The 26,643-nt window shown below is 66.6% G+C and carries 19 protein-coding genes; 13 read left to right on the top strand and 6 right to left on the bottom strand.

The genetic code is table 11. From position 1 onward, the window contains the following. The first annotated feature begins 79 nt into the window (after window positions 1-79). The 3 genes from ACIBFB_RS04485 to ACIBFB_RS04475 all read left to right on the top strand — a co-directional run bounded on the left by ACIBFB_RS04485 (window position 80) and on the right by ACIBFB_RS04475 (window position 4,770). Complete coding sequence (locus tag ACIBFB_RS04485; RefSeq protein WP_397226113.1) at window positions 80-1,372, top strand: Fic family protein; 1,293 nt, start codon at window positions 80-82, stop codon at window positions 1,370-1,372. A gap of 715 nt (window positions 1,373-2,087) precedes the next feature. Further along, window positions 2,088-3,233 (top strand): hypothetical protein, encoded by a 1,146-nt coding sequence (locus ACIBFB_RS04480; protein WP_397226111.1) that lies wholly within the window; start codon window positions 2,088-2,090, stop codon window positions 3,231-3,233. 67 nt (window positions 3,234-3,300) lie between these two features. Beyond that, window positions 3,301-4,770, top strand: a complete 1,470-nt coding sequence (locus tag ACIBFB_RS04475) for a plasmid pRiA4b ORF-3 family protein (protein WP_397226109.1) — start codon at window positions 3,301-3,303, stop codon at window positions 4,768-4,770. Window positions 4,771-5,149: 379 nt separating this feature from the next. On the opposite strand, the gene ACIBFB_RS04470 is transcribed toward ACIBFB_RS04475, so the two are convergent. The 4 genes from ACIBFB_RS04470 to ACIBFB_RS04455 all read right to left on the bottom strand — a co-directional run bounded on the left by ACIBFB_RS04470 (window position 5,150) and on the right by ACIBFB_RS04455 (window position 9,013). Continuing rightward, window positions 5,150-5,590: a hypothetical protein gene (locus ACIBFB_RS04470; protein ID WP_397226107.1), complete on the bottom strand. Its 441-nt coding sequence runs from the start codon at window positions 5,588-5,590 to the stop codon at window positions 5,150-5,152. Between the two features lie 63 nt (window positions 5,591-5,653). Continuing rightward, window positions 5,654-6,016, bottom strand: a complete 363-nt coding sequence (locus ACIBFB_RS04465) for a hypothetical protein (protein ID WP_397226105.1) — start codon at window positions 6,014-6,016, stop codon at window positions 5,654-5,656. A 16-nt stretch (window positions 6,017-6,032) separates the two neighbouring features. Further along, window positions 6,033-6,662: a hypothetical protein gene (locus ACIBFB_RS04460; RefSeq protein ID WP_397226103.1), complete on the bottom strand. Its 630-nt coding sequence runs from the start codon at window positions 6,660-6,662 to the stop codon at window positions 6,033-6,035. 794 nt (window positions 6,663-7,456) lie between these two features. Then, entirely contained in the window at window positions 7,457-9,013 is a 1,557-nt protein-coding gene (locus ACIBFB_RS04455; protein WP_397226101.1) for a hypothetical protein, read from the bottom strand. A gap of 429 nt (window positions 9,014-9,442) precedes the next feature. On the opposite strand from ACIBFB_RS04455, the gene ACIBFB_RS04450 reads away from it, so the two are divergent. The 3 genes from ACIBFB_RS04450 to ACIBFB_RS04440 all read left to right on the top strand — a co-directional run bounded on the left by ACIBFB_RS04450 (window position 9,443) and on the right by ACIBFB_RS04440 (window position 19,469). Further along, entirely contained in the window at window positions 9,443-18,427 is an 8,985-nt protein-coding gene (locus ACIBFB_RS04450) for a DNRLRE domain-containing protein (protein WP_397226099.1), read from the top strand. Further along, window positions 18,405-18,902: an SMI1/KNR4 family protein gene (locus tag ACIBFB_RS04445; RefSeq protein ID WP_397226097.1), complete on the top strand. Its 498-nt coding sequence runs from the start codon at window positions 18,405-18,407 to the stop codon at window positions 18,900-18,902. Before ACIBFB_RS04450 ends, ACIBFB_RS04445 begins: the two co-directional genes overlap by 23 nt. A 174-nt stretch (window positions 18,903-19,076) precedes the next feature. Further along, entirely contained in the window at window positions 19,077-19,469 is a 393-nt protein-coding gene (locus ACIBFB_RS04440; protein ID WP_397226095.1) for an SMI1/KNR4 family protein, read from the top strand. An 86-nt stretch (window positions 19,470-19,555) separates the two neighbouring features. On the opposite strand, the gene ACIBFB_RS04435 is transcribed toward ACIBFB_RS04440, so the two are convergent. Beyond that, complete coding sequence (locus ACIBFB_RS04435; protein ID WP_397226093.1) at window positions 19,556-20,113, bottom strand: GNAT family N-acetyltransferase; 558 nt, start codon at window positions 20,111-20,113, stop codon at window positions 19,556-19,558. A gap of 10 nt (window positions 20,114-20,123) precedes the next feature. Further along, a complete protein-coding gene (locus tag ACIBFB_RS04430; RefSeq protein ID WP_397226091.1) occupies window positions 20,124-21,707 on the bottom strand; it encodes a hypothetical protein in 1,584 nt (527 codons plus the stop codon). A gap of 149 nt (window positions 21,708-21,856) precedes the next feature. On the opposite strand from ACIBFB_RS04430, the gene ACIBFB_RS04425 reads away from it, so the two are divergent. The 7 genes from ACIBFB_RS04425 to ACIBFB_RS04395 all read left to right on the top strand — a co-directional run bounded on the left by ACIBFB_RS04425 (window position 21,857) and on the right by ACIBFB_RS04395 (window position 26,626). Then, a complete protein-coding gene (locus ACIBFB_RS04425) occupies window positions 21,857-22,396 on the top strand; it encodes an ATP-binding protein (RefSeq protein WP_397226435.1) in 540 nt (179 codons plus the stop codon). A gap of 78 nt (window positions 22,397-22,474) precedes the next feature. After that, window positions 22,475-22,723, top strand: a complete 249-nt coding sequence (locus tag ACIBFB_RS04420; RefSeq protein ID WP_397226089.1) for a BldC family transcriptional regulator — start codon at window positions 22,475-22,477, stop codon at window positions 22,721-22,723. Window positions 22,724-22,869: 146 nt separating this feature from the next. Then, window positions 22,870-23,613: a hypothetical protein gene (locus ACIBFB_RS04415; RefSeq protein ID WP_397226087.1), complete on the top strand. Its 744-nt coding sequence runs from the start codon at window positions 22,870-22,872 to the stop codon at window positions 23,611-23,613. A 73-nt stretch (window positions 23,614-23,686) separates the two neighbouring features. Continuing rightward, on the top strand, window positions 23,687-24,604 hold the full coding sequence (locus ACIBFB_RS04410; RefSeq protein ID WP_397226085.1) for a hypothetical protein: 918 nt from the start codon (window positions 23,687-23,689) through the stop codon (window positions 24,602-24,604). Window positions 24,605-24,622: 18 nt separating this feature from the next. Continuing rightward, window positions 24,623-25,252 (top strand): hypothetical protein, encoded by a 630-nt coding sequence (locus ACIBFB_RS04405; protein ID WP_397226083.1) that lies wholly within the window; start codon window positions 24,623-24,625, stop codon window positions 25,250-25,252. Next, window positions 25,176-25,661 carry a hypothetical protein gene (locus ACIBFB_RS04400; RefSeq protein WP_397226082.1) on the top strand — a complete coding sequence of 162 codons (486 nt, stop codon included), beginning with the start codon at window positions 25,176-25,178 and terminating at the stop codon, window positions 25,659-25,661. The genes ACIBFB_RS04405 and ACIBFB_RS04400 overlap by 77 nt, the downstream gene beginning before the upstream one ends. A 566-nt stretch (window positions 25,662-26,227) precedes the next feature. Continuing rightward, window positions 26,228-26,626 carry a hypothetical protein gene (locus ACIBFB_RS04395; RefSeq protein ID WP_397226080.1) on the top strand — a complete coding sequence of 133 codons (399 nt, stop codon included), beginning with the start codon at window positions 26,228-26,230 and terminating at the stop codon, window positions 26,624-26,626. Window positions 26,627-26,643 lie beyond the last annotated feature (17 nt).

Raw genomic sequence — 26,643 nt, 5'->3', positions numbered from 1 at the left:
CTTGAACAGACCACCCATCTATCAAAGTTTCATCTACTATCCTTTGATAGATGGGTGGTCCGATGAAAGGAAAATGCCGATGGCCACATGGGAAGAGGTGCACTGGGAGTCCAGCGTTGGCTCCGGGGTGCCGCGCTCCGCACGGCTCTCCGGGCCCTACCAGCGCTACATCCCCGACGGTATCGACGGCCTTGCCCTGGCAGTCGGCGGCGATCTCTCACGACGTGTCAACACGGTTGAGCGCCGCATCCGTGCCCTCAACGGCCCGAACGCGGAGAACCTGGCCGGCATCGCACGCTTCCTCCTGCGCTCGGAGGCCATCGCCAGTTCACGGATCGAGGGGATCGCACCGTCGGCGCAACAGGTCGCACTCGCCGAACTCGGCCAATCCGAAGCCGTTCGCGGGGTGAGCGAACAGGCCCGACTCGTGGCTAACAACATGACGGTCGTGCGCCGTTCGACGACCGAGCTCGTCGAAGGGGACCTGCTGACGGTCGACCATATCGTCGAACTCCACCGGTCACTGCTTCCCGACCAGCCTCACCACCACGGGCTGCGCACGGCGCAGAACTGGATCGGCGGCTCGAACTGGAACCCCATCGAAGCCGACTTCGTCCCTCCGGATCCTGACCGGGTTCCCTCGCTGATGGCCGACCTCGTCAACTACATGAACGGTGCGGCACACGCCTCGTTGATCCAAGCCGCCGTCGTCCACGCCCAGTTCGAGACGATCCATCCGTTCACCGATGGCAACGGGCGCGTGGGTCGCGCCCTCATCCACACTGTTCTGGCACGACGCGGGCTGACCGAGGACGCAGTCCTTCCGATCAGTCTTGTGCTCGCCACGCTACGGGACCGTTACGTTGACGGGCTCGGCGCCTATCGACACGACGCGCCGCCAGGGAGCGCCGAGGCGAGCGCATCGATCAATGCCTGGCTTGAGACCTTCGTCCAGGCCTGCGCCATCGCCGTCGAGCAGTCGGTCGCGCTCATCGGTCAGATAGACGAGCTTCGCTCTTCATGGAACGACCGGCTGTCCGCTCACCGGGAGTCCCTCGGACGGCGTGCCGCACCACGCGCGGACTCGGCCGTCGCACGCCTGCTGGGACGGCTCCCAGAGGCCCCAGTGGTCACGGCGACGACCTTGTCGAGGATCCTCGGTGTCTCCTTCCCCGCGGCGAGTACGGCCCTGGACGAACTGCGGCGGGCAGGAATCCTCCAGACCAAGTCGATCGAACGCGGTGCCACCGCCTACCTGGCCCGTGATGTGCTCGACCTGATCACCTTGGCGGAGAGGACGCTGGCGAGCACAAGGTTCGACACCCGGGTCTCCACGCCGAACCGTTCGGTTCCAGCGCGTCCACAAGGCTGACCGGGGGAGCGGTCCCTCCGGTGCGCGACACCGGTGGCCGGGGCGTGCGCTCCCTCGCTTGTCGTGACACTGCCTCGCGGGTGCCTACCACTTGAACCGGCTGCAGGCGAGGCCTATGGTCCCCTGCCGCCGCTTGAGTGACGGGACGGGCCCCGTGTACACGCTGGTGCGCCCCCGGACGTGCGAAAGGCCCTGACCTTGCGACGTTGTCGCTGGTCAGGGCCTTTCGGCTCTGGGGTGGGTGGCGGGACTTGAACGCTGGTGGGGGAGTGTCCTGAACTGCGGGAACACGAGAATTCTCAGGCGGCTGGGATGCGGTCCCCTGGTTGTGCAGGGTTGCCCCGCGCCCCGCTGGGGAGTGTGCGCTCTCCGGGTGCACGCCTTCCGTCTATACGGTGCACCCGGGCGGGCGCAGCAACAACGAGTGCGTGTGGGCTGATTCGGCACCTCCAGTCGAATCGGGTGAGGAACAATGATCTCGTGCCGCCCCCTGGATCCCTCATCGCGTCCACGCTGCGGAGGGCACGGAGTTCGCTGGCGAGTGCGAGCGCTGCGCCCCAACGGCCTTGGGAACTCGGTCCGTCCGCGACTGGGAACAACGGAACGATCGGGGCGATCCGCGCCGAGCGCTGCGAACAGAGGTGAACGTGCCCTGGTCCGCACGCCGGTGGAGCACCGGGCGCCGATACCGACCTCAGGGAAGGACCGCTCTGCCATGAGCGCCTATCAGCACTACGAGTTCCTCGCCTTGGACCAGCCGCTGGACGAGAGCCAGCGTGCCCAGCTGCGGGACCTGTCCACCAGGGCGAGCATCACGGCGACCTCGTTCACCAACGAGTACCACTGGGGTGACTTTCGCGGCGATCCGGCACGGCTGATGCGTACCCACTTCGACGCATTCGCCTACTTCGCCGAGTGGGGAACCCGTTGGATCATGATCTCCGCCCCGAGCGCGGTCCTGCGGCCCGCAGACATCAAGCCCTATCTGCTCACCGAGGCCGCGTATTCCACGACCGCGAAGGGCCGTACCGTCCTCTCCCTGCTCTCCCAGGACGAGGAAGCCGATTTCGTCGAGCACCCAGCGGGTCTGGCGGGCATCGCCCCGGTACGCGCGGAACTGCTGGGAGGCGATCGGCGTCTGCTGTACCTCGCATGGCTGTTGTCGGTGCAGGTCGACGACGAACTCGACGACGGGGAGGTGGAACCGCCGGTCCCAGCTGGGCTGGGAGACCTGAGCGCCCCCTTGTGCGCGGTAGCGGAATTCCTGCGTATCGACTCGGACCTACTGTCGGTGGCTGCCCAGGCATCCCCGCCTCTGCCGACCGGAAACGGCCAGGGGGAGGAGATGTCTTGGTGGATCGAGAATCTGCCCGTCAAGGAGAAGAACCGCCTCCTGGGGCTTGTCGTCGAAGGAGAAGCCGTCCGGGCGCGGGCCCGGATGCTCCAGGCCTTCCAAGCCGAAGCACGTGGAGGCCCGGCTGTCGCGGAGGGCATACGGACCGTTCGCGAGCTGTGGAGCGCTGCCGGGGAACTCCGGGCCCGGAGGGCACGAGAGGAGGCCGCGCTGGAGGCCGAACGGGAACAACGGCGCAGAGAGGAAGCCGCCGCGGCCCGGGAGGAACGCCTGGAGGGCCTGGCCGGTCGGGGCGAAGCGGTGTGGCAGGAGGTCGAGGACCGCATCAACACCAAGCTCCCCGAAGAGTACGACCTGGCCGTGTCACTGTTGGCGGACCTGTACGCCCTCGCCGAACGAGAAGGGGAACAGGACGCCTTTACACGACCACTGCGGGAGATGAGGGAGCGGCACCGCCGCAAGAGCGGGCTGCAGCGCCGCATGGACGAGGTCGGACTGGAAAGGTGAACCGGCCTGGTCCGAGGGCGGCCCCGTTCGCCGCGCGCCGAGGACGGGGAGACGGTATTTTGCCCCCATGAGCGATCACGGCGACCTCCCGCTTCCGGAAGGTTTCGAGAACCTGCTGCGTGCCGCCGCATCCGGTGCTGGAAACGGCTCACCGTTCGGGCTCGGCTACTTCGAGGAGAGGCCGCGTCCGTCCCGGCGCCGTCCCCGCCGGGAGGAGACAGCAACCTATCGGGTGCGGGTGGAGATCAGTGGCACGAAGCCACCGGTGTGGCGCAGGTTGGAGCTGGACTCGGACCTGTTCCTCAACGAGGTGCACACGATCCTCCAGGCCGCGTTCGGCTGGGAGGACTACCACCTGCACGGGTTCGCCAGCGGGGGCTCCTACTACAGCAGGGAGGCCGAGCTGTACCTGTGCCCGTTCGAGGCCCAGGAAGGCAAACCCGGGCTCCCCGAGGAACAGGTGCGGCTTGACGAGGTCCTGGTCGAGAAGGGGGACCGGCTGTCCTACCTGTACGACTTCGGTGACGACTGGGATCACCTGCTCACCCTCCAGGCCGTCCTTCCCCGCCAAGAGAGTGCGCCGAGAGCGAGGTGCACCGCGGGTAAGCGGGCTGCTCCGCCCGAGGACTGCGGAGGCGCGCCCGGGTACGAGTTCGTCAGCGCCGCCACCGACCCCGAGCACCCGCACCACGCCGAAGCGCTCGCCGAGTACCAGCGGTTCTACGGGCAGAAACCCGACCCGGACCGCGCACCGGTCCCGTTCGACATCGACGAAGTCAATACGGCGTTGGCGGCGGTGTCCGGGCCGCTGCCCGACCACCTTCCCGGACCGATCACTGACCTGCTGGAGTCCGTGCCCAACCAGATGTTGCGCGCCCGCCTGATGGTCTTGGCGGCCAAGGCCTCCGCGCGAGACGGGGACGAGCTGGGGCCGGCCACCGTCAAGGAGGCGGTGAAGCCGTACTTGTGGCTGCTGGAGCACGTCGGTGACGACGGGGTCAAACTCACCGGCGCCGGATACCTGCCCCCTACCAGCGTGCGAGAAGCCGTAGAACCCCTGGGGCTGGAAGGAAGGTGGATCGGCAGTTCCAACCGCGAGAGTCAGACCCTCCCGGTCCTGAACCTGCGCGAATCCGCGCAGAAGGCGGGCCTGCTGCGCAAGTCCAAGGGACAGATCCTGCTCACCAAGGCGGGTCAGGCGGTGCGCGATAACCCCCGGGCGCTCTGGGACCACCTCGCAGAGCGCATGCCGCCCACACCCCGCGCTGAGGTTGAGCGGTGGGGGTGCCTGCTGATGTTCCTACTCGTGGCCGAGGGGAGCCGGGACGTGCTCGGGGACGTCGCAGACATCTTGACCGTGATGGGGTGGCGTGTCGGCGAGGGTAGGCCGGTGGATCCCATGGCGGCTCGTGACGCCGCCTATGAGGCGTGGGCGGTGCTGGACACCCTGGGAGGGTGGACGAGGGGCTCGTTCGGCCGGGGTTCCGCGCCGACAAAGCGGGGTGTGGCGTTCGCCCGCGAGGCCCTGCACCGCTGAACTCGTGAGCGAACCGCTGCTGTGTCTACGAGGAGGCGCTGGTGCGCCCCGAGGTTGGAGGTCTCCTCGATTGCTTTGTGTTTTCCCAGTTCAGGGGCTTGCGCTCCTGGGGTGAGGGGCGGGACTTGAACTGGGGTCGACAAGTGTCCTGACCTGGGAAAACGCGAGAATTCGCAGGTAGAGGGGGAGGTGGCTGCTCAGTTGTGCCGCGTTGCCCCGCGTTCCGCTGGGGAGTGTGCACCCGGAGGGTGCACGTCCATGGGGTATTTCGTGCACCCCCATGGGTGCGCCACAACGGCTCTGTCACTGGGCCTCGGACGCGTGTTCGGGGCGGTGGGACCATGTACGTGACAGACGCTGGTGGGTGGGAAGTCCGGCTCTACTCAGCGCACGAGGTGTCCTCCGGCGTGGCCTCGACCAGATCCTGCGGGGTCACGCCCTCGGGTAGAGCCTCGTCCATCTCACCCTCAGGAGGCGACTCCTGCGCCAGCGTCGAAGCGTGGGGCGGATCGTCATAGTTCCTCGGATTCGCGTGCGGCTCGGCCTGGGCCAACTCACGGGCCAGCGACCCGACCGTGTAGCCGGTCATCCGGCCCTCGAAGGTCCCCTCGCCTCGCAACAGCGGCTCGGGTGAGTTACGGCGATCCTGCGCCGAGGACACACGTCCCCCGCTCTCACCGTTGCCGACCACACCGTCGTCCGCCGGAACCACCGAGTTGTTGTCCAGCCCCATCCACATCGCCGGTTGGGGTTCATCGCCCGGCGTGCAGCGTGCCTCCTCCCAGTCGATCGCGATGACGTAGTCGTGCCCCACCTCCACACGCGGCTCATCCTGTGTGCCGACCGGCCTCATCTCGTCCACACCGCCGGAGAACACGAATCCTCATGTGGGGTACTCGTAGACCTCGGGGGCAGGCTGTGCCGGGTCGGGCGCTGACCACAGAACCCGCCGTACCTCCAGGGTGACGGTGCGACCGACCATCCCCTCCCCGCGTTCGACCTCGATCGGCGTCGGCTCCTGGACCTCCTGGTCCACGGCGCGTGCCAGGATCACGTGGTCGGCGTAGGTCACCCAGTCCTGGGCTGTGGCCCCCGGTCTGCGATAGGAAGCACTGGCGTTGGTGAGGGGTAGTTCGTCGGGGTCGGGCCCAGAGGCCAGGGTAGTGAAACCGACCGTGGCCGCAGCGGCGGTCACGCCCACGCCCGCAGCGGTGAACGCCCACGCGCGCTTGCCGATGTCGGTCATGAAGGGGTCCTCCTTGCTAGTACGTGGCGTTGATCATGTCGCGGTTGTGCGAGCCCAGGGGCGCTCCGTCGCTGGGCTCGGTCACCAGACACCCCAATCGGGAGTCGGAGTTGGACAGCCGCGGGGAGGACAGGTATCCGTGCTGGAGGCCCACCGCGTGACCGGTCTCGTGGCAGGCCAAGCCCCGGTCGTAGGTGCCGTTGCCCCGGATCCGCACGTACTGCTGGTCGCACTCGTCGCTGATGGGACCGGCCGCGTCGTTGCACCACGTGACGCCCAGGACGTTGGGCGGCATCGTGTCGACCCGGCCCTCCTGGTAGATGATGTCGGTCTCCCCGGTCCCGGAGAACGTGGGGGTGTCGTCGTAGACGATGTACAGGTCGGTGGGGGCGTAGTCATAGCCCATGGCCTGGTAGACGGCGTTGCGGTCGGGACTTTCCAGCTCGTACGCTCCTGCGCTGTCCATGTAGTAGTAGGTGTTGGCGTTGTCGGTGCGGCATGCCGCGTTACCGAAGTCTTCCGGATCCTGGTCGTAACAGTCGTTGGCGGTATTGGCCGTGGGGAACATGTTGTCTGTGACCAGGGCCGCCGCCACACTGGCGGTTCCGAGTGAGACCGCCACGGTCAGACCGAGAATAGCGGCCATACGCCTTCGGGGGGTCTGCATGCAGTCCTTTCGGCGAGGAAATATGAGCCATGCCCCGGTTTGCCTTCGGGGTGCGCGGTATCGTAACGAACTTTGAACCAGACAGGATCGGTGTGTCCGGATGCGGCTGCCGACTGGTTTCGTCACGCCAGTCGGCCGAGCAGCCCGGGGCGGCGAGGAGCCGCCCTGGATGGTGATCCGGGGTTGTGTGGTGTATTCGGGCCAATCTCGCGTCGGCACCCACGTTTGTCATGGTCAGCGGGGTGTCATGAGCACGCCCAACGGCCGGATCCTGATCCCTGTGCACTCGCCGGTGCATGTCCGCGCACGCGGACGGCTCTGAACGTCGCTCATTTGCGCTGGTCAGGGCCCTGTCTGCTCTGGGGGTGACTGGTGGGACTTCAGTTGCGGTCACCATGTGGACTGAACCGCGAATGCACGAGAATCCGCAGGAAATGAGGGGAGGCAGCCGCTCGGTTATGAGGCGTTGTGCCGCGTTCGGTGGGAAGGCGTGTCCCTTCGGGGCGCACGACGGGCCCCGTTACGGCCAATGACTGAGAATTCTTCGGGGAGGAGTGTGTTTCGTCGTCGTAAGCCCCGAATTGCTCCGATTCGATCAAAGGGCGTCCTGCCGTCCGAGAACTCGGAAGACCACCGGGAACCCCGGGGTTCCGGAACACCTGAGCCACAACGTGGTGTCCCAACTTCCCAGTGACGTTCCCGACGGCGGACACCCGAAACCCATTTCGGTGGCGAAGCAAATGCCATGGGGGAATTGGGGTAGTGTCTCTCTCCTACTTGGGCAGGGCGATACCGAAGGCGTCCTCACCAGATCCCGCTTCGAGTTCGAGATCGGCTTGGGAGTAAGCCGTTGCGGAGAGCATGGAGCCCCGTTCCATCTCCAGCAGTGTGACTGTGCCATGGCTGTTCCCCGGTGCCCCGATGAGGGGCTCCGCGAGCCCGTCCCCGTTCATGTCGAGCACGCCGACGGTCCACCCGAAGTGGTCGTCCTCAGCGACGACACCGGGAACTCCGGTGACATCCTGGTCGATCCACACCGAGTCAGCGGCCGCGAGACCGCCGGTGGCATTTCCGAACAGGACCAAGGCCGCTCCTGAGCCGGTCGCGCTGCCGATGGCCTCACTGCGCATCCCCACCACCAGGTCGTCGATCTCGTCTCCGTCGACATCACCCGCCGCCAGGTCCGCGGCGAAGTAGTCCTCCGGCTCCGGGCCACCCGCAACCCCGGGCGTGTCCTGGTCGATGAGTTCGACATTGGCAGGGGAGAGGCCGTCGGCGCTCGTGTGGAACACCGCCAGCCTTCCGGCCGCGCCGTCCTCACCGACCTTCTGGTCGGAGACTCCGACCGCGACGTCGAGGTAGGGGTCGTCATTGAAGTTGCCGAGGGCCAGGGCACTTCCGGAGAACTCGCCGATGCCGTCGACATCGGCGGAGTTGATGGTGTCCCAGCCGGCCGGAGCATCCGTGAAGGGTCCCAGCAGCACGTGGATGGATCCACGGTCCGAACTCCGGGAGATCTGCTCGCCGATCGTCCCGGACACCAGGTCGTCCTTGCCGTCTCCGTCGATGTCGCCGATGGCGATCTGCTCACCGAACCGGTCGTCGGACTCCGGGACGCCGGGAACGTTCGCGGTCAGCTGGTCGATCGAGATCGTCGTGCTCATGTCGAGTCCGGAGACCGACCCGAAGATGACGCGGACTGTGCCGGCGTTCGGTTTCCCGTTCGCGGAGTCGAGCGGTTGTCCGATGGCGAGGTCGTCGTATCCGTCGCTGTTGAGGTCTCCGGTGGCCAGGGAGTATCCGAAGATCTCGTCCTTGACCACAGTCCCGGGTATGCCCGCGCTGTCCTCGTGGACGGACTGGCTGCGGTCGTTGATGAGTCCCGAACCGCTGCCGTACTGGATGGTGACGTAGCCAGCCCCCTCGGTCTCTCCGACGGCCTCGAAGGGGGCGCCGACCGCGAGGTCCGCGTACCCGTCGGCGTCGAAGTCTCCGCTGGTCAACGCCTGGCCGAAACTGTCGCCCTCCTCCGGTGCGCCCGCGACTCCCGCTGAGTCCTGATTGAGGAGATAGCTGGTTCCGATGAGCCGGGTGACGCTGCCCGTCGCGACGGCGACCGATCCCGCGTTCGGGTCGCCGCCCAGGGTGTCTCCGGGAAGCCCGACGGCCAGGTCGGGAAACCCGTCACCGTTGAAATCGAAGGACTCCGCGCGGGGATCGCTGGTGCCCGCGACGAGGGCGTAGGTGCCCACGCCACCGAGCAGGAGTAGCCCTGCTGCGGCTGCGAGCCACTTCGTCGAGGTGGGCAGCTGAGAGCCCTTGCGCTTCATCGGTCCCCTTCAGCCGAATCGGGTGAACGGCGGAACCATAACCACCTTGCGTCTCGCGTTGATCACGAGGTTTGTAGATATTTATATCTTTTTGTTACTTTCCTCTCGTTATCAACGAGTTACTCAACATTCATTAATTTTGTTCTACGGTGTCCGGGTTCTATCGAGTCGGCCTCGTCACTTCATGAGGCCGACTCGTTGCTGTTGGTTTTCGAGCGAGGGAGCCTCGTGCACGCGTCGCGCCGTGGCGGAATCTTGGACAAGCGGACCTGGACGCCGTGGCTGACCAGTGCCGTGGCTCTTTCCTTGGTGCTCAGCCTGGTGCCACAGCCAGCTCTGGCTCAGAACGCGGCCGTGGCGCCCGTTCCCGCCGAAACCCCAGAGGGTCCCGAACAACTCAGCGGAAGCGCCTCAGGGCGTGAGCACGAGGTGTCCACCGAACAGACCGACGCCACCGGACCCAACAGCGTCGACGCGGGAGACCTCGCTGTCGACGAGGATGCTCTACCGCTGGCAGGGGACGCGGCGCCGTTCGCTCCGATCGAGCCGGAGATCGAGCCGCAGGAGTTCACACAGCAGTCCGACACCTCCACCGCAACCGAGGGCTCGGGCTTCGACCCGGAACTCAGCGTGGAACTGCCGGAGCAGCGGACACGCTGGAGCAAGGAGTTCGAGAACCCCGACGGCACCACCACCACGCAGGTCTACCCCGAACCGGTGCACTTCCGGGACGAGGACGGTACCTGGCAGGAGATCGACACAACACTGGTCCCCGATGCTGAGGCCAGCGGCGCGCAGAACCTGAGCAGCGGCGACGGGACGCGCCTGGCCATGGCGGCGGAGGAGACCGACCTCACTGTCTCCTCCGAGGGGGACTCCCCGGATCTGGTCGCGCTCGGCGTGAGCGAGGACGGCGAGCACAGTGTCACGTTCGGTGTGGACGGCGCCTCCGACGTCGTCGGAAGCGTCCAGGACGACACCGTCCACTACGAGGATGTCCGGCCCGACGCGGACCTGACACTCCAGGCCGGGCCCGGGATGGTCAAGGAGACCATCATCCTGCACTCGCCCGACGCTCCCCGGGAGTGGGTCTTCCCCCTCGAACTCAACGGCCTGACCCCGGAACTGGACGACCAGGGAGCCGTCGTCTTCCGGGACGCCGACGGGCAGGAGCAGGCGGTCATCCCCACCGGGTGGATGGAGGACTCCTCCCAGGACCCCGAAACCGGTGGACCCGCCGTCTCCGGTGACGTCGCCTACCGGTTGGAGGAGAACAGCGGCCAGTGGTCCCTCATCGTCGTCCTCGATGACGCCTGGCTCGACGACCCCGACCGCGTCTACCCCGTCCAGGTGGACCCGAGTGTGGCCGACATCGACACCAACGGGGACTCCTACGTCCAGGACGACTGGCCCACCACCAACTACAGCGGCGACGACGAACTCAAGGTCGGCAGCTACAACGGTGGCTCCAGCAGGGCCATCAGCTACCTGAAGTTCAGCGATGTCACCAGTCAGCTGGACAACCGGTTCATCCTCAACGCCGATCTCGTGCTGTTCAACCACTGGTCGGCCCAGTGCGACCCGCGCGAGGTCCGTGTCCACCAAGTCACCGAGTCGTGGTCGGCGACCACGGTCACCTGGAACAACCGGCCCTCCGCCGACAGCTCGGCCGTCGCTGCGGAGTCCTTCGCCCACGGCGAGACCTGCGGCGGTTCGGAATGGGAGACCATCGACCTCGGCAAGAACGGCGTCGACCTGGTCCAGGGATGGGTCGACGGATCCGAGGCCAACCACGGCCTGTCAATCCAGGCCGACTTCGACTCCAGCTACACCTGGAAGCGCTTCGGCAGCCGACAGTCCGCCAACCCGCCCTACCTGGCTATCACCCACAGCGCGTGGGGCGCCTCCTACGACGTCGGCTCCCTGACCGAACCGGTGACCGGCGGCCAGGGCGGCGAGGTCGACGTGACCGTCACCAACCTCGGTGCCTTCGACTGGGAACCCCAGGGCTGGAACGAACTACGGCTGGGCACCCGTGTCCGGGACAAGGACACCGGAGAACTCCTGGAGGCGGTCGCCTTCACCCGACTGAACGAACGGCTCACCCCCGGCGACTCGGCCACCCTCGACGCCCGCGTCCCCTCGCTGCCTCCGGGCGAGTACATCCTCAACTTCGACATGCAGAGGCTGCGCGACCAGACCTGGCTCTCAGACCAGAGCGTGCCCGTCTCCGCGGCCGGCGTCACCTCACAGGACGTCGGTCCCCGGATCAACGACGTCTACCCCCGCCCGGGCGGCCAGGTCGGCAGCCTCACCCCGACCCTCTTCGCCGACGCCGAGAGCATCGACGACTGGCCCGCTGGTGCCACCCTGGAGTACTGGTTCGAGGTCTGCGCCGACACCGACACCTCCGGCGACCCCACCGACTGCGTCGACTCCGGATGGCAGGACGCCCGTACCTGGGGCGTTCCCGCGGACACCCTGGCCTGGGGTCAGCAGTTCCACTGGCGGGTGCAGACCCGGGAGGGAACCCAGACGAGCCCGGCCAGCCCGTACTTCCCCGTCGTCACCGCCGTCGAACAGCCCGCGATCACCCGCCACCTGGGCGGTGTCGGCCTCAGTGGCGCGGGACGCGACGTCGACCCGCTGATCGGCAACTACACCACCACCGCCACCGACGCCGAGATCTCCGCCGTCGGACCGGCACTGTCCATCACCCGCACCTACAACAGCCGTGACCCGCGTACCGACAACATCTTCGGTTCCGGCTGGAGCACCCGGTTCGACATGCGCGTAGAGCCCGACGGCGACGGAACCGGAAACGTCGTCGTCACCTACCCGCACGGCCAGCAGGTCCGGTTCGGACAGAACCCCGACGGCACCTACGCGCCCCCGTTCGGCAGCTTCGCGACCCTCACCGCCACGACCGAGGGCGGATGGCGCCTGAGCGACAGGAACCAGACCTCCTACGTCTTCGACTCCGACGGTCGGATCATCGAGGTCACCGACTTCCGCGGGCGCGCGCAGTCCTTCGACTACGCCGCTGGCGGCACGTTGGCCGACGTCAGCAACCCCGGCGGCCGCAGCCTGCACTTCACCTGGGACGGCGATCGGGTCAGCACCGTCACCACGGACGCCCCCGAAAGCGGCGCCCAACCGCTGATGTGGACCTACACCTACGACGGCGACCGGCTCACTCAGGTCTGCGGGCCCGAGGACGCCGACGGCTCCTGCACCAGCTACACCTACACCGACGGCTCCCACTACCGCACCGTCGTCCACGACGCGGGGCCGGTCGCCTACTGGCGACTCGGCGAGGACGAGGGCTCCGGTGACGCCACCAGCGACCTGCTCCTGGACGACGACCAGCACACCGGTACCTACCAGGACGTCCAACTCGGCACTACGGGGGCGTTGCAGGGCAGCCCCGAGACCGCGGCGACCTTCAACGGCACCTCCTCCCACGTGCGGCTGTCGGACTGGCTCGTCACCCAGACCCCCTACCTGACGGTCGAACTGTGGTTCCGCACCACCGGCGACGGGGTGCTGTTCAGCTACCAGGACCACACCCTGGACGAGGCGACCCCCGGTTCGCACACACCCGCCCTCTACGTCGGCACTGACGGCAAGCTGCGAGGGCAGTTCGCCAACGGCACCACCGCCCCCATCACCTCCACCGGTGCCGTCAACGACGGGCAGTGGCACCACGCCGCCCTCACCGCGGCGGGCAGCACCCAGTCGCTGTACCTGGACGGTGCCCGGGTCGGCACCGCCGAGGGGCAGATCTCCCAGGACGACCAGCGCTACGTCTACGCCGGTGCCGGTTACTGGACCGACTGGCCCACCGCCAGCGGCGACATCTCCTACTTCTCCGGCGACATCGACGAGATCGCCGTCTACGGCCGCCCCCTGGGCGCCCAGACCGTAGCCGAACACCACGCGGCGGGCACGCTCTCCCAGAAGCTGACGGAGACCACCCTCCCGAGCGGACGCACCCAGGTGCAGCTGGCCCACGACGCCGTCCATGACCGCGTCAGCGAGTACACAGACTCGGGCGGCGCGACCTACCAGGTCTCCGACCACACCCTGACCGGTGTCGCGGAGGAGAGCGAGGAGCAGGAGGCGACCGCCGATGACCCGACGGTCACGGTGACCGTCACCGACCCCGACGACCGCGACTCCAGCTACACCTACGACCCGCTCAACGGCCACCGCCTGCTCTCACAGACGGACGTGTCCGGCAACACCGCCGCCTTCGCCTACGACACCGGCGGCTTCCTCGCCGCCACCACCGCCCCGGACGGCACCGTGACCCGGACCGGTCACGACGAGCGCGGCAACAAAGTCTCCCAGTCCACCTGCCGTGACGCGGCCGACGAACAGTCCTGCTCCACCAGCTACTACGACTACTTCCTCAACACCGACGATCCGCTGGACCCGCGCAACGACCAGCTGATCGCCGAACGCGAGGCCCGATCCAACGGGTCGACCGACGACACGTACCTGACCACCTACGGCTACAACTCCCACGGCGACCGGGTCGCCACCACCACCCCGGCCACCAGTGCCTTCCCCGAGGGCCGGTCGACCACCCAGACCTTCACCGACGGCACCGAGGCCGCGGTCGACGGCGGCACCGTCCCGGCCGGACTCCTGCTCACCGCCACCGACGCCAAGGGCGGCACCACCTCCTACACCTACTACGCCACCGGCGACCTGGCGCAGGTGACGACCCCGAACGGCCTGGTCACCTCCCACACCTACGACGCCCTCGGCCGGGAGACCTCCAGCACCGTCGTCACGGACGACCACCCGGGCGGCATCACCACCACTCACACCTACGACGGTGCCTCCCGCCTCCTCTCCACGACCGGACCGGCCACCACCAACGCCGTCACCGGAGCCGCCCACCAGGTCTCGACCACCTACACCTACGACGCCGACGGCCGGGTCCTGACCGAGACCGTCACCGACCTCGAAGGCGTCGACGAACCCCGTACCACCACCCACACCTACGACGACCACGGCCGACTCGCCTCGACCACCGACGCCGAGGACCAGAAGGAGACCTACACCTACGACGCCTACGGCAACCAGGCCACCCGCACGACGGCGGGCAGTGAGGTCCTCCGCTACTCCTACACCCCCGGTGGTGACCTGGCCGAGGTGGTCCTGACCGATTACACCGGCCACCCCGACAACCCGCAGACCGCCACCGACGTCGTCCTGGACTCCTACGCCTACGATCCCGTGGGCCGCCTGGCCGAACACACCGACGCGATGGGCCGGACCACCCGGTACACCTACTACGACGACGGCCTGCTCGCCCAGGAGACTCGCGTCGGCTTCCGGGAACAGGACGGTTCCACCCGCGACATCGTCCTGGGCTTCTACACCTACGACGCCGCGGGCAACCTGACCCGCGAAACCACCGGCAACGGCACGGCCACCTCGGCCTACGAGATCGACGCCGCCGGTCTGACCACCGCCACCGTCCTCGACCCGGACGGGCTGGCCCGCCGCACCGCCTACACCTACGACGCCACCGGCGCGGTCCTCACCGAAACCCTCACCGGATCCGGGGGCACCCGCACCGAGAAGGTCACCTACCAGCGCGACGCCACCGGAGCCTGGACCAGCCGCACCGTCGAGAACGGCACAGAGGACCTCACCACCACCCGCGTGGTGGAACAGCGCGGCCTGGTGCTCTCCGAAACCACCCCGGGCGGAGCCACCACCGACCACACCTACGACGTCCTGGGCAACCTCACCACCAGCCGCAGCCCGGCCGTCACCGTCGAGGAATGGAACACCGACGCGGTCACAGCACGACCCACCACGACCTTCGGGTACAACGCCTTCGGCGAGCTCACCCACGAACAGGACGAACGCGGAAACACTGTTCACACCTCTTATGACGGCGTGGGGCGTCCGGTCAGCACGATCCTGCCCGACTACACCCCCGCCGGTTCCAGCACCGCACTGACGCCCACCGTCTCTACCACCTACGACAGCGCGGGACGGATCTCCTCCGAGACCGATCCGCTGGGCGGCACCACCACGTACGCCTACGACCAGCTCGGCAACCTGGCCCGCATCACCGAACCCCCGGCCGAGGCGGGTGCGACCGCACCGGTCACCACTCTCACCCACGACCTCCTGGGTGAGCAGCTCTCGGTGACCGGCCCCACTGGTGCGCGCACGGAGGCCACCTACGACGACCTCGGCCGTCAGATCACCCTGACCGAGATCGAACGCCAGCCCACACCCGCCGCCCACACCACCGCCTACACCTACGACGACGTCGGAAACCTCACCTCGACCACCACCCCCTCCGGCGTCACGACCTCCACCGACCGCAACGCCTCCGGCCAACCCGTCACACAGACCAACGCGGCCGGACAGAGCACCACCTACGACTACGGCCCCACCGGCCTGACCACTGCCGTCACCGACCCTGCGGGCACCACCGTCCGCACCTCCTACGATTTGGCGGGACGTCCCACCGACACCACCGTCGAGGACGCTTCCGGGGCCGCCCTGGCGACCACGAGCAGCGGCTACGACGCCGACTCGCGACCCGTCGCGGTCACCGACGCCCTGGGCCACACCACCACCAGGGCGTACGATCCGATCGGCCGGGTCACCACTCTCACCGAACCGGTCGACGACACCACGTCCATCACCACGACCTTCGGCTACGACGCCGGGGGCAACCGGACCCGCCTCACCGACGGGCGGGGCAACACCACGTGGTACACCTTCACCGCGCACGGCCTGCTGGAATCGGTGGTCGAATCGTCCACCGACGCCCACCCGGACCTGGCCGACCGCACCTGGACCACCGTCTACGACGCGGACGGGCAGCCGGTGGAGGAGCACAAGCCCGGCGGTGTCGTCCAGAGCACCAGCTACGACGCGCTGGGACGGATCACCGAGGTCAGCGGCAGCGGCGCCGAAGCGACCACCCAAACCGACAGCTTCGGCTACGACCTGGCCGGACGGCCCACGGCGGTGGGCGGTAACACCTACACCTACAACGACCGGGGACAGATCCTCACCGCCGACGGCGTGTCCGGTACCGCCTCGTTCGCCTACGACGCGGACGGCCGACTCACCCGGCGGGACGACGCGGCGGGCACCACCACCTTCAGTTACGACACCGCAGGGCGTCTGTCCAGTGCCGTCGACCCGCTCACCGGCATCAATCATCAGTACTCCTATGACAGTGCCAGCCGTCTGGACAGCATCGTCTACGGAAACACGGCCGTGGAGCGTTCGTTCGGCTACGACGCCCAGGGTCGCCTGACCAGTGACTCCACCGTCGCTCCCGGGCCGGTGCCGGTCGTCTCGGTCGCCTACTCCTACGACGACGCCAGCAGGCTCACCGGCAAGACCACTACGGGTGTCGCCGGAGCAGGAGAGAACACCTACACCTACGACCAGGCGGGTCGTCTGACCAGCTGGACCGCTCCGGACGACACGGTCACCGACTACACCTGGGACGCTTCAGGCAACCGCACCTCCGCCGGTGGGGACAGCGCGACCTACGACGAGCGCAACCGCCTCATCACGGCTGCGGGGACCGACTACACCTGGACCGCCAGAGGGACCCTGGCCCAGACCACGGAGTCCGACGACACCACCACGGCGTTCACCTACGACGCCCGTGGACGCATGATCAGCGACGGTGAGGTCGGCTACGTCTACGACGCCCTGAACCGGCTCATCCAACGCGGTGGCCAGAGCGTGCGCTACGCCGACCAGAGCAACAACGCGGTCTACGTCGCCGGTGAGCTCATCGCCCGCGACCTCGGCGGCGCGCCGTTGGCCACGACTGCCGCTGACGGCACGGGCGCCATGGTCACCATCACTGACGCGCACGGTGACGTGATCGCGGCCGTGGATCCGACCACCGGGACGGTCACGGGATCGCGTACCTACACGCCCTTCGGTGAGGTCACCGATCAGGCGGGGTCCACGGGGTCGCTCGGCTACCAGGGGGAGTACACCGACCCGGACACCGGACGGGTGAACATGCACGCCCGCTGGTACGACCCGACGACCGGTGGGTTCTCCTCCAGGGACAGCTGGACCCTGAACCCGACCCCGTCCATCCAGGCCAACCGGTACACCTACGGCAACGGCACTCCGCTGACCGCCGTGGACCCGAGCGGGCACTGGCCTGATCTTCTTCCCAGTCGGGAGTACATCTCCCAGGGCATCAGAGAGATGGAGAGGTACGTCGCAAGAGAGGCGGAACGTGCAGCGCGGCGTGCGGCACGTGCTGCGGCAATTCGTGCTGCGGCTGCCGCGAGCGCGAGCGCCGCGTTCGTTGTTGGTCTTGCAGGTGCGATCGTCATCGCTACACCGGGCACAACGGCAGCAGATGACGTCTGCGTGAAGACGTGTTATCCGAAACCTGGCCGCGGAAAGCTGCCTTTCTATTCGAAGTATCCGGGTCGACTTTCCGTGAATAAAGGGCCAGGTTACAATGACCCTGTCTACAACTGGCCTGTGGGAGTTTCCGGCAAGGGCTGGTATTGGGGTGGAGGTTCCGAAAAGACGCCTCCGGTTCCCTTGCCGCCACCTCCACCACCGTGGCGCGTGATCCTGGCAGCAATCCTCGCGACTGAGCACGAACGCCCGGTCACCGAAGAGGTCACGGACTCTGAGTACGATCAGTTCGTCGACGACTCGTTCACCCGTTCGGTCAAGGAACTCACATACGAAGACTCGGTTGAAGTCAATGATTCCTACTTTGGCCTAAAGTGGGATTTCGACTTGATGTGGGCGTTCAACACGTCTCCCGCAACTGGCGGCCCAGTCGACTTTGACGATCTTGAGTATGATTGTCAGAGGAACAGAAAAATCTATGCCCCTTTGAGTGGCCCTAGGGGGGTGCGTTCAAACGGAGGGCTTGCGCTTTACTGCAACGCTGAAGGCCTCGAAGGAGGCTCTGCGGCAGATAGTTCGATCCGGCCAGAGGGGTGGCCTCGGTATGGTCAGAGTAGGGATAAGAACCTGAACAACAAGTATCCCTTCAACAGGTGCCATTACATCCCTAGGCAGGCTGGGGGCAATGGAAGGATCAGGGAAAATCTTTCTACCTGTCATCGCAACACCAATGAAGCCATGGTGAAGTATGAGAACATGCTGGTAGATTCGGTAAGGTCTGGTGAGATTGTCGTATACATGAACACGCCCGTGTATCTCACAGAGCAAGAATCGATGCCCGATTTCTACCACATCGAAGCTGCTGGCAGTCGGGGAATGTACGTAGACGTCTGTATCCCCAATGTTCGGCATCCTGTTGTGCTTCCGGGTGGCCACTGCGATAATGTCAGGTACAGATCGCCTGAAAACTGGGAGTTCTACTGGGGAGTGGAGAATGTCGACCGAGAGAAATATTGACTGGAATTCCCTGGAGAGTGAACTGGGGAGCGGATTTCCGGATGACTACAAGAATCTCATGAATTCTCATGGTGGCTTTGAGTTCTCGGGGATGATTCTAGTGAACTCGCCAGAGGGTGTTCTCTCGCGGATTCGAGAACTCCAGGATCACTTCCTGGGTCTAGGGTTTCCCGAGGTCAGTGTGGATCGAGAGAATTCTTTTCCTTGGGCAATTCCACAAGGTGTGAATTCCATTTCGATCGACAGTCTTATCGAGTGGGCCGACACGGATTCAGACATGTCGATGTGTTGGTATGTGGGTGGCCAGCCTAACAATTGGAAAGTAGTGGTGACAGATTACCGGGACTGCTACTTCTTCCCGTGGGGAGTTGAGAAGATGCTTAGCTTCCTGGTCGATTCCAGGCAAAGTCTTCCCTACCGTGAACACTTCGGGTGGCCGGATATTGAGTATCGAATCGAAGGTTTTGAGGACTGATCTTTCGCGTATCCTGAACGGCGCTCTCAGGGAGGTGCCGTGTCGTGGGTCAGCAGGATCGCCGACGCCGTCGAGTGGCGGTCGATAGACGTCGACATCGCGTGGGACGTGATTGAGTCGCGCCTGGGCACGGCGCTTCCCGCCGACTAAAAGGAGCTCTGCCGGTGTTTCGGGGTGGGGGAGTTCAGCGAGTATCTGCATGTGTACGGTGCGCCGGGGGGCGCCGACTCGCAGATAGTGGATAATCTGGCGTCGCTGTGGCGAACACTGGAAAAATATCCGTTCACGCGGGACAGCTTCAACCCGTACGGTCTCTACCGTCCGGGTGGACAGGGCCTGATTCCCTGGGCTATGTCGGTGACAGCCATCGAGTTCTACTGGGCCGCCGACGCCGAGGTGCCGCCGGAGGACTGGCCGGTGGTGGCGCGGACCGAGGCCAGCTCTTGGCAGCGCTTGCCGATGTCCGCCTCGGAGTGCCTCTTCCGCGTCCTGACCGACGTCACCTTCGAGGAGTTCACTATCGCCGACCAGGTGGAACGTCCGTACTTCACGCCGCACGCGGCGTAGTGTCTCGGGCTTGGTGTGGTGGAAGTCCTGGGGTGTGCCGGGATCGCCTCCCGTCACTCGATCCGGGGCAGTGGCTCCAGGGCGACCTATACCTTGCGTGTCGGTGAGTTCGGAGCCCATTCGTCGTCCAGGATCGAGTGGACGATGGAGTCGCGCCAGGCGTCCCGGGTCCACAAGTGCCGACGGATCCGTCCTTCCTCCACCATCCCGGCCCTGAGCATGACGCGCTCGGAGGCATGGTTCTCCGGCGAACGCGCACCCCAAATCCGTTTGAGCCCCAGATCCTCGAAGCCGAGACGGAACAGAAGTCCGACGAGCTCGTCGCCCAACCCCTGCCCCCACATGTCGGACCGGAGGGCGAACCCGATCTGCGCGCTGTGGGGGCGCTCGTCCACTCCCAGGCGGGCGCTGCCGACCAGACGGTCCTCGTGCGCGACAGCGAGCATGTACACGCTCCTGTCCTCCTGTTCGGCGTCGGCGACCGCGGCCTCGATGATGGCGGCGCACTGCTCCCTCGTGCGCGGTGTGAACGACAGGTGCCGGACGGCTTCCGGGTCGCCGTAGACACGGAGCAGGTCGTCGACGTCGGTGGGGCGCAGTTCGCGGAGGGTGAGCCTGTCACTGGAGAATTCGACTGGGCGCATGCCTGGCAGGTTAGCGGCCCGAGGTCAGTACCGAGACGGGAGTCCTGCTGTAGGCCTCGATCTCCTGTCGGATCCGGGAGACGGTCCTGCTTCCCGTGTAGTCCGGGCCGCGGAGAGCGCCGTGCACGCGCATGACGCTGTTCACCACGCCGGCGACCCGCTTCGAGGCGGGCAGGTCCAGGACCGGCCGGAGAGCTTCCGTGGTGCCCTCGATCTCGCCCAGGGATGCTCGAGCGTAGCCGAGGTCGGCACGAGCTCCGGCCTCGTCCTGGTAGGCCCAGTCATCTGATCCCGCAGCGGCTGCGGCCTCGTAGAGCTGAACGGCTTCCCGTGCGACCTGCTGGGCCTGTTCCTCACGTCCGGGGATCCAGATCTGTGTCTCAGCTCCGTAGTAGAGCTGGCGGCAGTGCGCGAAGCGCATGAGTCCGCCGAGTTCGTCCAGGTCGTCCGTGCCCAGCCTCTCGCGCAGGGCGGTGGCTTCCTGTAGGTCGTTGAGCGCCCGCTCCCCGTTGCCCAGTGACGCCCACGTGCGGGCGCTCTGGGACATGAGCCAGATAGCGGCTGTGCCGGTGTGCTCGGTCGCCAGGCCACGCGCCAGCTCGGCATACCGGGCGGCCTCTGTGGGCCATCCCGCCCAGTACGCCATCAGGCTCTGCTGGGTGCGTACCCGGATCCGCAGCCCGTCGTGGTCGGCGTTGTCGGCGCAGATGAACGCGGTTCGGGCCTGTTTCATCGCGGCGTGCGGATCGCCGAGGTCATGGCTCGCCTTGGCGAGCATCATGCTCAACAGGCCGCTGAGCAGGTACAGGTCCCTGGTTTGGTTGGGGCGCTGCCGTCCCTCCAACAACATGAACGCCACATCCTGGGCCTCGATCAGATCACCCAGGACCTCGTGGAGTGGGGAGCGGGGGTAGGCACTCGCGAGCCTGGACACCTCATCGAAGAGTTCCTGGATGGTCTCCACCCCCACGTTCGTCCCCTCCGCCATCGCTCCGAACCTCATCGCGCGTTTCGCGGCCATGTCGATCTGCCTTTCCGGAGGTAGTGATCTGATCTCACCGTTGACGGGGGAGTGCGTCTGGTGAAGGTCGTTCTGGGGGATCCTGGGTGAGTCGAGCTGACTTCCCACCCTTTTCAGGACGTTTCGCTCGTGTTCGCTGAGTTTGTCGAACCCCTCAGGGGTCAGCAGCCTTCGGGGAGAGGTGCCGTACAGCGTTGCCAACGCAACGACTTGGGCTGCTTGCGGCGCCCGCCCACCCACTTCCGGCCAGAGTTCCAGCCGACTGAGGCCCGCCTGGTCCAAGGGCAGGCCAGCGGCGGAATCGCGGTAGCGCTCGGTCGCTTCGGCCTGGCTCCATCCGTGCATGTGGCGATAGGCCGCCAGCGGTGAGCATCCGTAGCGGATGCGGATCTCGTCGGCGATCTCGTCGTTGGTGCGGCCCTGCTCGCGCATCTGATCGCGCAGTTTCCGAAGCTGGGCTTTCGTCCACTTCATGCGGCTCTCCTCGGGCTCGCTATCCAGATTGCCCGAATCAGCGAAGGCCGCAACCGGGTCATCGCCACAGGTGCGTCCCACACGGACATAAGAAGGCATGTCTCCCTGGCAAAACAGCAGTTCAGGGGTGGTGTCAGTGGCATAGAAACCATGTCCGCGCACCCGGTGACTTGTCATTGGCTTCAGGGTTCGATCGAAGGTGCAAGGACGAAGGGAACAGCCCTACGACTCAGGTGATCGAGGCGCGCATGACGGCCGTAACGCGGGTGAACGTTATAGAAAGAACGAAATGGAGCAAACGGGCGGGTGATGAGGCGTCACCAATGCTGCCGCGTCGCGTACCCGGCTACTCCTCGATGCCCCAGCTGGGGGAGGCCGGTCGGCGTCACGCCGCGAGGTTCGGGCACGCCCCGTCGCAGGTCAGTGTGGCTCGCTGTTGGGCGCGGTCGGTCACCGGTCTCCCGCGAGAGGACGCCGATGTCCTTGAGTTGCTGCTCTCCGAGTTGGTGACCAACGCCTTGGAACATTCGGCCTCAGGCCAGGGTGGCCACTTCACGGTCACACTGGCCTGCCTCGGCAACAACGTGATCCGTCTCGCTGTCACGGACGCCGGGCCCCGGTACGGAGCACCTCCCACCGTTCCCCACGTGAACGAGGTCGACGCCGGTCTGGAACACGGGCGCGGCCTCGCCCTGGTGGAGCGACTCAGCCGACGCTGTGGGTTCCTGGGCGTCCAGGGCTCGCCGCTCACCGTCTGGGCCGTCATCTCCCGCAGGGCACCGCGGTGAAAGGGCCGGACCATGTCCCGATCGAACAGTGATGGGAAGTCTATGGCCGAACGTGGCTCCTCGTCAGGAACCCGCCTCATGCCAGAGACCAGGCAGACCTTGACCCCAGCCGCAGTCGCCACGCTCTTCCGCGTGAGCCCCACAACGGTGACCCGGTGGGCGAACCAGGGCAAGATCCCGGCCTTCCGAACCCCGGGCGGACACCGCCGCTTCCTTCGTCAGGACATCGATTCCGCTATGGCCGAGACCTCCGGCACCAATCGGTCTGGCAACAACGGTGCGTGCCTCGGCACCTCCGATCCCCCAGCCCTGGACAACGGCCCCTGAACCTCGGCTGTCGTCCGGTCACGGTGGCACGTCACAACGGAGCCTGAAGGGCGGTGCCTACAGACAGCGTCTTCGCACCGCAGACCTGGCCGTCGTGCCACTTCACCACCCCTTCGTCAGAGAACTTTGAGAAAGGAACCCGCTCCATGTCCGTCACGCTGGCCCCGATGACCCTGACCATCCCCGATCACCGTTTCGACTCCCGGTGGAACCGCATCACCGGGATGTCGGTCGAGGGCGACACGATCACCATCAACCCCCAGGAGTACTTCTTCCGGCTGGAGTCCGACACCTGGCGCGTGATCGACTGGGACCAGGTCGCCACCGAGCTCCTCCCGGTCGAGGAGACCTGCGAGTCGGCCATCGAGCAGATCGCCCTGGAGTACTTCGCCCAGAACGCGCGCATCACCCACGACCCGGCCGAGGTCCTGGCCATCGCCTGGCAGGTCTACAGCCACCTCTTCCGCGAGGAGCACCTGGACTCGCTGGGCATCGACGGCGTCACCGCGGACCACCTGCGGATGCTCGTGGAGGTCTCCACTTTCACCGCGCTGAACAAGGTCGAGGACGACGGCCACATCAGTATCGTCGGCCCCACCTGGTTCTTCGCCGACACCGCACAGGTCATCTACGACCTGGACGAGCCCACGACTGAGCTGCTCGACGAGGTCTTCCACGGCGCCTGGTTCAACGAGTACCGGCGCATCGAAGGCGTCAAGGCCCACGCCGCCCTGGGCGGACGCCTGGTGCACGGCTGCCAGTCCGCCCCCGACCGGCGCGGCGGAGTCGTGGCCCCCTACGGCACCGACATGAACCGGTTCCGCGACGAGTTGGACACCTTCCGCGACGCCTGGCTCACGACCGTTCGCTCCTACGGTGAGCACGCCTGACCACCCCCCCATCGAAAAGGGGCCCTCCGTCCGCCTGCGGAGGGCCCCGCCCCCGACACAAGGAGAGTCACACGTGCACCACACCGACATCGACCGGATGCGCGATGACCTACTCAACGCAGCCGGAATGACCGGCAACCTCGTCGAGACGCAAACGCTGCACAGCTGGGAACTCTCACACGTGGAGCGCCTGGCCCTGGCGGACGGGACCACCGTCATCTTCAAGTGCGCCACCGAACCCTTCACCCACGAACACGAGGCACTGACCGCAGCCCGGCAGGCGGGCGTCAGCGTCCCCCGCCTCCTCCGATCCCAGCGCACGGGAACCACCCTGGCGATGCTGATGCAGGACCTGGGCGAACCCGACCGCCAGCCCACAGACGACGACGGCGTCACAGCGGCGGTCCAACTCCACTCCGCGGCGGTCCCACCCCACCTTCCCCCCGCCGACGGCGCGTGGCTGACCTCCCTCCCCCGACGGGCACTACGCACCCTGAACCTGCTCAACGCCCAGGGCCGCTGGTCCGACACCGACGACATCACCGAGGCACTACGCGACATCGACCGCGCCGCCGCCCCACGAGCCGAAGGCGCCACGACCGCCCCCTACGGATGGGTGCACTCGGAGTTCCACCCCGAGAGCCTGCACATCCGCGACGACCGAGTCCACCTCTACGACCTTGCCCGCGCCTTCCGCGGCCCGGGCCTGCTCGACCTCGCCTCCTGGCACGGCACCGTCCACGCACCCGACCCCGAGCGAACCCGAGCCCTCCTGGAGTCCTACGTCCAGGCGGGAGGCAGCGCCAGCGCACTCACCCGCCGAGGGGGACTCACACCGCAGGACTGGGCGCTGGGCTGGCACCGGGTGTGGGTCCTGGAGTGGTTCCTCGCCCAGGCCCTGGTCTGGATCGGTGACGTGACGGCCGACCCCGCCTACACGACCGTGGTACGCCGCCACACCCACGACGCGGCACGACTGCTCAACATCTGAGCCTTGGAGGGCGAACCCATGGCAGGCAACCCCCCGTATCTGCTGATCGACGTCGACGGAGTCCTCAACCCCTTCCCCGGACCGGGCAGTTCCGTACCACCGGAGTACCACCCCCACCGAGTCGACCTTCGGGGCCACCACGAGGTGTCGGTCTGGCTCAACCCACACCACGGAGCGACGATCAACGCCCTGCACGCGATGGGTCTGGTCCGCCCGCGCTGGGCCACGAGTTGGGGAGCCGAAGCGAACCGCCTGATCGCACCGCACGTGGGCATGGCCGATTTCCCCCACATCGACCTGGGCGCGCCCGACATCTCGACCCCGCACCCGCGCGGCTACCTGTGGAAGCGCGACCCGGTGGCCGACTGGCTCGATGACGAGCCCGTCGCGTGGATCGACGACGACTTCGCGCCGCCGGACTACGACTGGGCCGCGGAGCGGACCTTGCGCGGTGCCCCCACGTTGCTGATCCAGCCGGACCCCTATGTGGGTCTGCGACGCCATCACCTCGCGGCCGTCCGGCTCTGGGCGATCTCCGTCACACATGACCATGACACCTTCGGGAACCACCATGAGCGTCCCCTTGCAGACCCACGAGACCCGGTTGCTGCGCACGCCCAGCGGGGTCCGTGTTCCGATCGACCGTGACCTCGTGCCGTTGATCCTGCGCCTGTGGTCGCTTGGGCTGAACACCAAGGCCAGCTGCCAGAACTTCGGCGAATCCCTCCGGGACTCGGGCCCGGGGATGCCTCCGGGGGATCCGCGCTGGAGCGCCTTCTACTCCGACCGCGTCTGGCTGAAGCTGTCCCCGGCTCCTGCCGAGCACCTGATCACCCTCCTCGGGGCGGACCGGGAACTGAGCATCGCCATGAACGAGTGGGGCAGAGCGGCGTCCTGGCTCTGTATCCGCCCCGTGGTCCCGGACGTCTACGGCGGACCGGCGCGGACCCGGGACACACACCTGTTCTTCCCCCGGGAACACCTTGACCACGTTACCGACGTGCTCGGTAGATCGGAGTCAGTTCCGTTCCAGCCACAGGGTGTGAGTAGCGCGTAAGCCGATCTTCGACGTCGAGAAGACGCTGCTCTTCGCGATCGTCGCCAAGGTCAAGGCCTTCGCCGGGTTCGCTGGGCGGAGCCCTCATTCCGCGAATCGGGATGTTTCCGCCTATCGGATTGTTCACCGCTTTCCCATGGCGTCAGTCGGCCCTCACCTCCGTGCCTGGTGACTGTTCTGAGCCGAAGGGGTTGCAAGTTCTCGCCACCCAAGCGACCATCGACCAGCCCTGACCAGGATGGACACCCATTCCTCAGGAATTGTGGTGTCTTGTGTCTATTCGTGTGGGTTTGCGGATGAGAAGCACAGTTCCGAGGGCGCGCGACCTCGGGGCCATTGACACTCACCCCTCGTACGCACGGAATAGGGCCAGCCTCGTTTTGGGGCTGATGAATAAGAAAAGAAGAGGTGCCCCAGGCCGGTGCGGCAAACACCGATCTGGGGCGTGATCAACCACCTGAGTAAGCAGGAGGATGACCGTGGAACATGCTACCGGCCGCCACCGCAGGCGGCACCGAACCCTCGCGGGCCAGCTCTGGGCCCTTGCTACAGCGACGGTGGCTGCGATGCTGACGTTCGTGTTCGTCCCCGGCCCGCCCAAGCGGGCCAGGGCCGCGATCTCCCCGGTGCCTGAACGCCCGCAGCCGCCTGTTTCGGCGGTGTCGGCGACCGTGCCCGAACCGAGCCCCTTGGCGAGGCGGGTGGCGTCGGTCGAAGAGGTGGCTGCGTACTGGGAGCGCGGAGACCACGTGGAGGAGCTCGACGCAGCGCCCGAGACCGACCCTGAGGAGGAGTGGGGTGCGCTCGTCCGTCCCTACATGCCTCCACCGTCCCAGATCCGGACGCCGGTTCCCCCTCCCCGCGTTCCTGAGGGTGACCTGTTGGCCGCTCCGCCGCAGCGGGCTCCGGACGACTTGGCCGATCTCGCCGCGGTGGTCCGGACCTATCTCAACACGGTTGGCTGAGCGGTTCCGATCAGGGC

Source organism: Nocardiopsis sp. NPDC050513 (assembly GCF_044457925.1).
Classification (GTDB): Bacteria; Actinomycetota; Actinomycetes; order Streptosporangiales; family Streptosporangiaceae; genus Nocardiopsis.
The sequence above is the reverse complement of the archived record's forward strand: the minus strand, read 5'-3'. Positions and strand labels throughout refer to the sequence as shown.